Here is a 7907-nt window from a genome sequence, read left to right on the forward strand (position 1 = left end):
GTCGAGAGAGGTAAACTTTGGAACAATATCGCACATTTTCAATATAATTTGCTTCGATTTATTGTTTATATTCCGAAATTTAATACTATTTTTACGGATGAAGAGTCTACGTATCACCTTAATATAATACATTAAATCAGAAATTATTATGGATAAACCAACTATTGCCGAAGTGCAGGATTGGGTACTGACCCTGTACAACACCTGTGAAGAGACAATCACAGACGACGAGCGACGTGAACAACACAAATATGCCATGATGGTACAACGCCCGCAGGACAAGAAATTTTTGGTGAAGATGCTCGATGAATCTTCTCAGATACGCGACCGACGAAAGCTTGCCCATCGTATTAAAGTACTCATCGATGCCTACGGCATTCCTCGTTTCTTCAACAAGCGCGATGCTTTTCTCTTTAAACTCTACCAAATCTTTGGTCATCATTTCGATTTTGTGGCCATACCTATTATAAAGAAACGCCTTCGTATGGATACCTCGAAGGTGATTATCGACGAAGCCCGTCCGCATCTGACGGAACACCTGGCGGAACGTTCCCGGCAGCAGATCGGGCAGAACGTGAATCTCCTTGGCGAGGTGGTATTGGGCAACGGCGAGGCCGATCATCGCTACCATCACTACCTTGAGGCACTCGAGTCGAACGATATCAACTATATCTCCGTCAAAATATCGGGCATCTATGCACAGACGCACGCTTTGAACTATCAAGAGAGCTTTCCCGAGTTGGTGAAGCGTATGTCGGCACTTTATCAGAAAGCCATCGATTTTCCCTATATCGACGAGCGGGGCGAGAAGCGGGCTAAATTCATCAACCTCGATATGGAGGAGTACAAAGATACGCACTTCACCCTGCGCCTCTTCAAAGAGGTGCTCAGCCTGCCGCAGTTCAAGAACTACGAAGCGGGTATTGTGATTCAGGCCTATCTGCCCGATGCTTATGACTTTCAGACCGAGCTGCTCGAGTTTGCCAAGGCACGTGTGGCAGCAGGTGGATCGCCTATCAAGATGCGCTTGGTCAAAGGGTGCAACCTTGAGATGGAGACGGTCATTTCGTCTCTGCGTGGCTGGCCCAACCCCATTCGCCACGGTAAAATAGAGGTCGATGCCAACTATATGCACCTGCTGGAGCGGGGATTGCAGTTGGAGAACGCACGCGTGCTTCATCTGGGTGTGGCCTCACACAACCTCTTTACCATTGCCTATGCCTATCTATTGGCGCAGCGGCTGGGCTCGTCGGAGTATATGACGTTCGAGATGCTCGAAGGCATGGCCGATCATGTGTGGCGTGCGCAGTCGAAGCTGGGCAACCGCGTTATTCTCTATACACCCGTGGTCAAGGACGAGCATTTTCTCAATGCCGTCTCTTATCTGGTCAGGCGAATGGACGAGAATACGGCTCCCGATAACTTCCTCACGCACTCCTTCAATCTCAAACCGGGTACCGATACGTGGGATTTCCTCACCCGCCAGTTCGAAGAGGCCTATGCGATAAAGGATACCTTGGAGCATCGCTCTTACCGCACGCAGGATCGCAACTTGCCTTATGTGCCCGTGCCTGCGGGCGAGGTGATGAGGAATGAACCCGATACTGATTTCGATCTGCCAAGGAATCAACGATGGGTCGAATCGATCTTGGCTCGTTGGAAGAAGTCGCCGACCGACAAACCCGATAGTATTCCTTTGCAGATAGGCCGGATGGAGGTTGTATCCAGTCAACGTCACCGCTATATGGACCGTTGTCAGAACGATGAAGTCTGCATCTGCGAGATGTCGCAAGCTGATACCGAGCAGGTAAAAGAAATACTTCACATTGCCGTCGAAGACCTTGCCAACTGGCGAGAGACGACACTCGCCAAACGCCACCAGATTATGTACGATGCCGCCAACCGCCTGGCCGATATGCGGGGCGATTTGATAGGCTGTATGTGTGCCATCACCGGAAAGACGGTTGTAGAGGGCGATGTTGAAGTATCCGAAGCCATTGATTATGCCCGTTTCTACACCACCACGATGAAACAGTTTGTCGGTATGGAGGATATAGAGATCGCTCCCAAAGGTACTGTATTGGTAATATCGCCGTGGAATTTTCCTTGTGCCATTCCGGTAGGAGGCATTGTGGCAGCCTTGGCGGGCGGCAATACGGTGATTCTGAAACCCGCTACTGTGGCGGCTCCGGTAGCTTGGTTGTTCGCACAAGCATTCTGGGAGGCAGGTGTGCCCAAAGAGGCATTGCAGGTGATCATTACCGACCGATCTGCACTGGGTGTGCTCACTACCGCTCCCGAGATTAAGCACATCATCCTGACCGGGGGCACGGATACGGCACGCTATATTGTGCAATCCAATCCCATCACTCCTCTTTCGGCCGAAACCGGTGGAAAGAATGCGATGATCCTTACCGCTTCGGGCGACCGCGACCACGCCATCATGAACGTAGTGGCTTCTGCCTTCGGCAATGCCGGACAGAAATGTTCGGCCTGCTCACTGCTTCTTGTAGAGCGTTCGGTTTACGAAGATCACAACTTCCGCGATAAACTGATTGATGCTGCCACCAGTCTCAAAGTAGGCAGTGTATGGAATGCGGGCAATGTAGTGGGCCCAATGATTACCAGTCGCAACGAGAAGTTGCTGCAAGCCTTGACGCTCGAACCGGGCGAGTCGTGGTTGGTGCCGCCCCGCTTTCTCGATGAGAAACAATATGTGTTGGCTCCCACCATTAAGTGGGGGGTGCAGCCGGGCAGTTATTCGTTTAATACCGAACTGTTCGGCCCGTTGCTGAGTGTGGTTTGTATCGATAACCTGCAAGAGGGTATTGATCTGGTCAACGGCTTGGAATACGGTCTTACATCTGGCCTGCAGAGTTTGGACGAAGCCGAGCAGAAGCTATGGAGAGACTCGTTGGTGGCAGGCAATCTGTATATCAATCGTGGTATAACGGGAGCAATCGTGAACCGTCAGCCGTTTGGTGGCATGAAGCTCTCTGCCTTTGGCGGCGGAGTCAAAGCAGGAGGGCCTAACTATGGTCTGTGTTTTGTCAACATCACCGACTGCCCCGGTAGCACGACCGACTACAAACGTAGCTACGAGGAGGCTTGGCGAGAGGAGTTTGCCCGTTCGCGCGATATCAATCAACTTTATGGCGAGCAGAATGTGCTGCGTTACCTACCTATTAAAAATATGGTGTTGCGTGTATCGCCAACCGATACGATTGAACAAATAGAACGGGTGGTGTATGCTGCTCGCTTGTGCGGCACGGAGTTGGTCATCAGCATCGAGCCCGATAGTGAGTTGTTCGATCGCTTGCCGCTGAGTGATTGTCCGGTTTACGAAGAAACCCTTGAAGAGTTCTTAGATACGATTGAAAACTACGAGCGCATTCGTACCTGTACGCCCGATATCAATCCGCTTATTTACAAGGAAGCTGCCTATTACCATATCTATGTGGCCACAGCTCCTCCGGTGAAAAACGGTAGGGTGGAATTGATTCATTACATCAAAGAACAGAGCATCTCGTTCGAGTATCATCGCTATGGCAGTATTAGCGATGTGCCGGCTTGCGAATAAAAAAGAACTGCCGGGCAGCATCTTTCGATGACTGCCCGGCAGTGTTTATTGATGCGGCTGTCGTTGTATGCGGCTGTATGTCTATCCGCAAGCTCGTGCCTTATCGGTATGCTTGGTGAAACTCAATGACCGCCTCGATTCCTTTGCGGAAAATATCCAGTGAGAAGTTCTCGTTCGGTGAGTGAATGGCATCCGATTCGAGCCCGAATCCCATCAAGACGGTCTTCGTGCCGAGTACTTGCTCGAAGGTAGATATAATAGGAATACTCCCCCCGCGTCGTACAGCCAGCGGCTTTTTGCCGAAAGCAATCTCAAATCCCTTTTCGGCAGCCTGATAGGCGGGGAGGGTGATGGGGCATACATAGCCCTGTCCGCCATGCATTGGCGTTACTTTTACCGCTACTGTATCGGGGGCTATCGATTTGAAATAGTCTGCAAACAGTTTCGATATCTTGTGATGATCTTGGTGAGCCACCAATCGGCACGATACTTTGGCAAATGCCTTCGATGGCAATACGGTTTTCGAGCCTTCGCCTGTATATCCCCCCCAGATACCACATACGTCGAACGAGGGGCGGCAACTGTTTCGCTCGAGTGTGCTGTATCCCTTTTCTCCTGCCAGCTGCTTTACGCCAATGGCGGCTTTGTAGTTTGCTTCGTTAAAAGGAATGTGAGCAATCATCTCACGCTCGGGTCCGGGCACTTCTTCTACATCGTCATAGAATCCGGGGATGGTGATGCGTCCGTCGGCATCGACTACCTGGCTGATCATACCGCAAAGCACATTGATGGGGTTGGCTACCGCTCCACCGAAGTGTCCCGAATGCAAGTCGCGGTTGGGACCCGTTACTTCGACTTCCCAATAAGCCAATCCGCGCAAGCCGGTTGTTAGCGAAGGCAGTTCGGCACCCAGCATGCTGGTATCCGAAACTAAGATAACATCGGCTTTGAGTAGCTCTTTATGCTTTTCGCAGAATGCTTCGAGGCTGGGCGATCCGATCTCTTCTTCGCCCTCGAAGATGAACTTTACGTTGTTCTTCAGTAACCCGTTCTTGACGAGATATTCGAACGCCTTGACCTGAATAAAGGCTTGTCCTTTATCATCATCGGCTCCACGCGCCCAGATATGTTCGTCGCGTATCTCCGGTTCAAACGGTTGACTCTTCCAAAGTTCCAATGGTTCGGCAGGCATTACATCGTAATGGGCATAGATCAAGATGGTCTTGGCAGCCGGATCGACCAGCTTCTGACCATATACAACGGGGTTGCCCTCAGATGGCATCACGATGGCTTCATCGGCTCCAGCCTCGAGCAAGAGTTCTGCCCATCGTTCGGCACAGATCATCATATCGGGCTGGTGCTCGGGTTTGGCACTGATACTAGGGATGCGGATGAGGCTGAATAGGTCGTCCATCATCTTCGGCTCGTTGGCCGCTATATACTTTTGTATTTCGTTCATTGAATGTGCGTTAAGTAGTGATTATAATTGAGTCATTCTGTCGATCAGGTAGTAATCGAGTATGGTCATGGCTGCCATGGCCTCTACGATGGGCACTGCACGGGGCAATACACAAGGGTCGTGTCGTCCGCGGGCTTTCATGGTGGTGTCTATCCCGTCGATGTTGACCGTTTCCTGCTCCATCAGCACTGTAGCCACCGGCTTGAAGGCTACGCGGAAGAAGATATCCTGACCGTTGCTGATACCTCCCTGAATACCTCCCGAATGGTTGGTACGGGTCTCAATGTGTCCACCGTTGTTGTAGAATACATCGTTCTGCTCCGATCCTTTTTGCTTTAATCCTTTGAAGCCGTCGCCGTATTCGAATGCTTTGGCTGCATTGATGCTCAGCATCGCATTGCCCAGTGCAGCGTGCAGCTTTCCGTATACCGGCTGGCCAAGCCCGATGGGGCATCCTTTGATCACACAGGTCAACACGCCGCCTATCGTATCGCCTTCGCCTTTTATCTTATAAATCAGTGCTTCCATCTCTTTGGCCTTTTCCTGATCGGGGCAACGTACCGGGTTCTCTTCGATGGTGTTGAGGTCGTAGTCGGTATAGTTTCCGTCGAGTTTGATGGAGCCTACCTGCGAGGTATAGGCTGTAATACTGATACCCAACTGACGGAGTGCCAGCTTGGCCAATGCACCACCTATCACTCGCGAAATGGTTTCGCGAGCCGATGATCTTCCTCCGCCCCGATGGTCGCGGATGCCATATTTCACTTGATAGGTATAGTCTGCATGTGAGGGGCGATATACCTCTTTTAAATTATTGTAGTCGTTTGAATGTTGGTTCTCATTCCATACGATAAATCCAATGGGGCATCCGGTCGATTTTCCTTCGAAGATACCGGATAGAAATTCTACCTTGTCTGCCTCCTTGCGTGAAGTCGTAATGACCGATTGTCCGGGTCTGCGACGATTAAGCTCGTTTTGCACAAATGCTTCATCGATGACAATACCTGCCGGAAATCCATCAATAACTCCTCCGATACCCTTTCCGTGCGATTCGCCGAAACTGGTAAGTCTTAAAAAATTGCCGAATGAATTAAACATATGATTGGTTTTAAAGTTGTTTTATATGCAAATATAACAAATATTTTCTAAGAAAGATGGCTCGTTTTTGAATTCTCTGTCCAAGTATACACTATTTTTGTGTTGTTTCAGTGAATCTTAAATTTAGAACATAGAATACATAGTATGGGACTTGTCCGAAAGAAAATAAAACTGTTACTTTGCACTGTTTTTGGGTACGTTTAAAAAGCGCCTAACTTCTTTATATTGAATAGAAAAGAGAAATATATTAATAACTAAACGTGATTATTATGAAAAAAGGTTTATTGTATTTATTTGTATTGATTTGCTCAACAGCTATGTTTACATCATGTAATAATGATGAGAAGGAAATATTTCCAGTAGATGAAGAACTCGTTGGTACCTATAAAGGTGCTATGGATATCGTATTGGATAAGTTGCCCATTGCAGCTCAATTACCTAAAAATGTAAACATCTCTAAGGCTGGAGATAATCAAATAAAAATGGAATTGAAAGATTTCGTTTTCGCTGGCATGAATATTGGTACGATTACTATTGATCGTTGCGACTTGGTACGTTCGGGAGATATATATTCATTTACAGGTTCTCAGACTTTGACATTGCTTGATCCTATTGGTACTTGTCCTGTAACGGTAAAGGGCACAATTGGAAAAGGCAATCTGAAGATGAATATTGATGTAGATGTTAAGGCGCTCAATCAGTCTGTGCAAGTAGATTATTCTGGTGTTAAATTAAGTGGTAGTGAAAAAACTGAAGCTAAAATTACAGCTTTTACGATTGACAATGCACTTGTATTGGAACAACCTGTTATTAATGAGGAGCAAGGTACAATTACTTTTAAAGTGAATGAGACTGCTACAGCAGATGATCTGAAAGCAATGGCTCCTACACTTACTATTTCAGAGAAGGCTGTTGTTAATCCTGCTAGCGGGGTGGCACAAGATTTCTCTAATGGTAAGAAGGTTACTTATACGGTTGTAGCGGAGAATGGTACTGTAAAAGAGTATGTGGCTTCGATTGCCGGTAATTTGAATGTACTGAAATACTCTTTTGAGGAATGGGGCGAAACTGGGACATATACTAAATATCAATCTCCACTCCCTTTGGCTGAATTAGCATCTAGTAATGGTGGAGCAGAGCTTTTGGTTGCTTTTGGGTTTAAAGGAGGTTTCCCTATGCTTCAAGAAAAAGAGGCAAAGGAAGGACAGTATGCGGTTAAGTTAGTTACCCTTTATACAGATGGAGAAGGTTTTGGAATGGCTCCTGTTATTACTGCAGGATCGTTATTTACAGGTGTATTTAGCCTTGATATTGGAGATCAGTTGAAAAGTACAAAGTTTGGTATTGCCTACGATAAAAAGCCTATACGTTTTAGAGGCTGGTATAAATATGCTCCAGGGGCCCCATTCTATAATGGTTCAAAAGACGCTATTATAGAAAAGACAGATGAATGTTCTATTGCTGCGATATTATATAAAGTAGAAAGTGATGAAGAAGTTTTGACGGGACACGATATTAATACATCTGATAAAAGAGTAGCTGTAGCTGTTCTACAAGATGGTACAGCAAAAGCTAATTATACCGAATTTGATATTCCGTTTACTTATTTGAGTGGTAAGGCTTATGAAGTCGGTGCTAAATATAAAATGGCTATTGTTTGTTCTTCAAGTAAAGAAGGAGATGCCTTTAAAGGAGCGAGTGGTAGTGCACTTGTTGTTGATGAATTGGAAGTAATTGGTGAATAAAGGGTTTAGCTATAAAAAACAAAAA

Annotated in this window: 4 protein-coding genes; 2 read left to right on the plus strand and 2 right to left on the minus strand. The window is 47.3% G+C overall.

Going from position 1 to position 7907, the window contains the following annotated elements; all coding sequences use genetic code 11:
* The first annotated feature begins 148 nt into the window (after positions 1–148).
* Positions 149–3580, plus strand: coding sequence for a bifunctional proline dehydrogenase/L-glutamate gamma-semialdehyde dehydrogenase (locus tag TY03_RS14300; RefSeq protein WP_042371119.1), 3432 nt, complete (start codon positions 149–151; stop codon positions 3578–3580).
* 100 nt (positions 3581–3680) lie between these two features.
* Here TY03_RS14300 and TY03_RS14305 read toward each other — a convergent pair whose 3' ends face one another.
* Positions 3681–5039, minus strand: a complete 1359-nt coding sequence (locus TY03_RS14305) for a dipeptidase (protein ID WP_042371121.1) — start codon at positions 5037–5039, stop codon at positions 3681–3683.
* Positions 5040–5060: 21 nt separating this feature from the next.
* Complete coding sequence (gene aroC, locus TY03_RS14310; protein WP_042371123.1) at positions 5061–6137, minus strand: chorismate synthase; 1077 nt, start codon at positions 6135–6137, stop codon at positions 5061–5063.
* Positions 6138–6406: 269 nt separating this feature from the next.
* Here aroC and TY03_RS14315 point away from each other — a divergent pair, with 269 nt between their 5' ends.
* A complete protein-coding gene (locus TY03_RS14315; protein WP_187373999.1) occupies positions 6407–7882 on the plus strand; it encodes a PCMD domain-containing protein in 1476 nt (491 codons plus the stop codon).
* The last annotated feature ends 25 nt before the right edge of the window (positions 7883–7907 follow it).

Source organism: Bacteroides neonati (assembly GCF_000499785.1).
GTDB lineage: Bacteria > Bacteroidota > Bacteroidia > Bacteroidales > Bacteroidaceae > Bacteroides > Bacteroides neonati.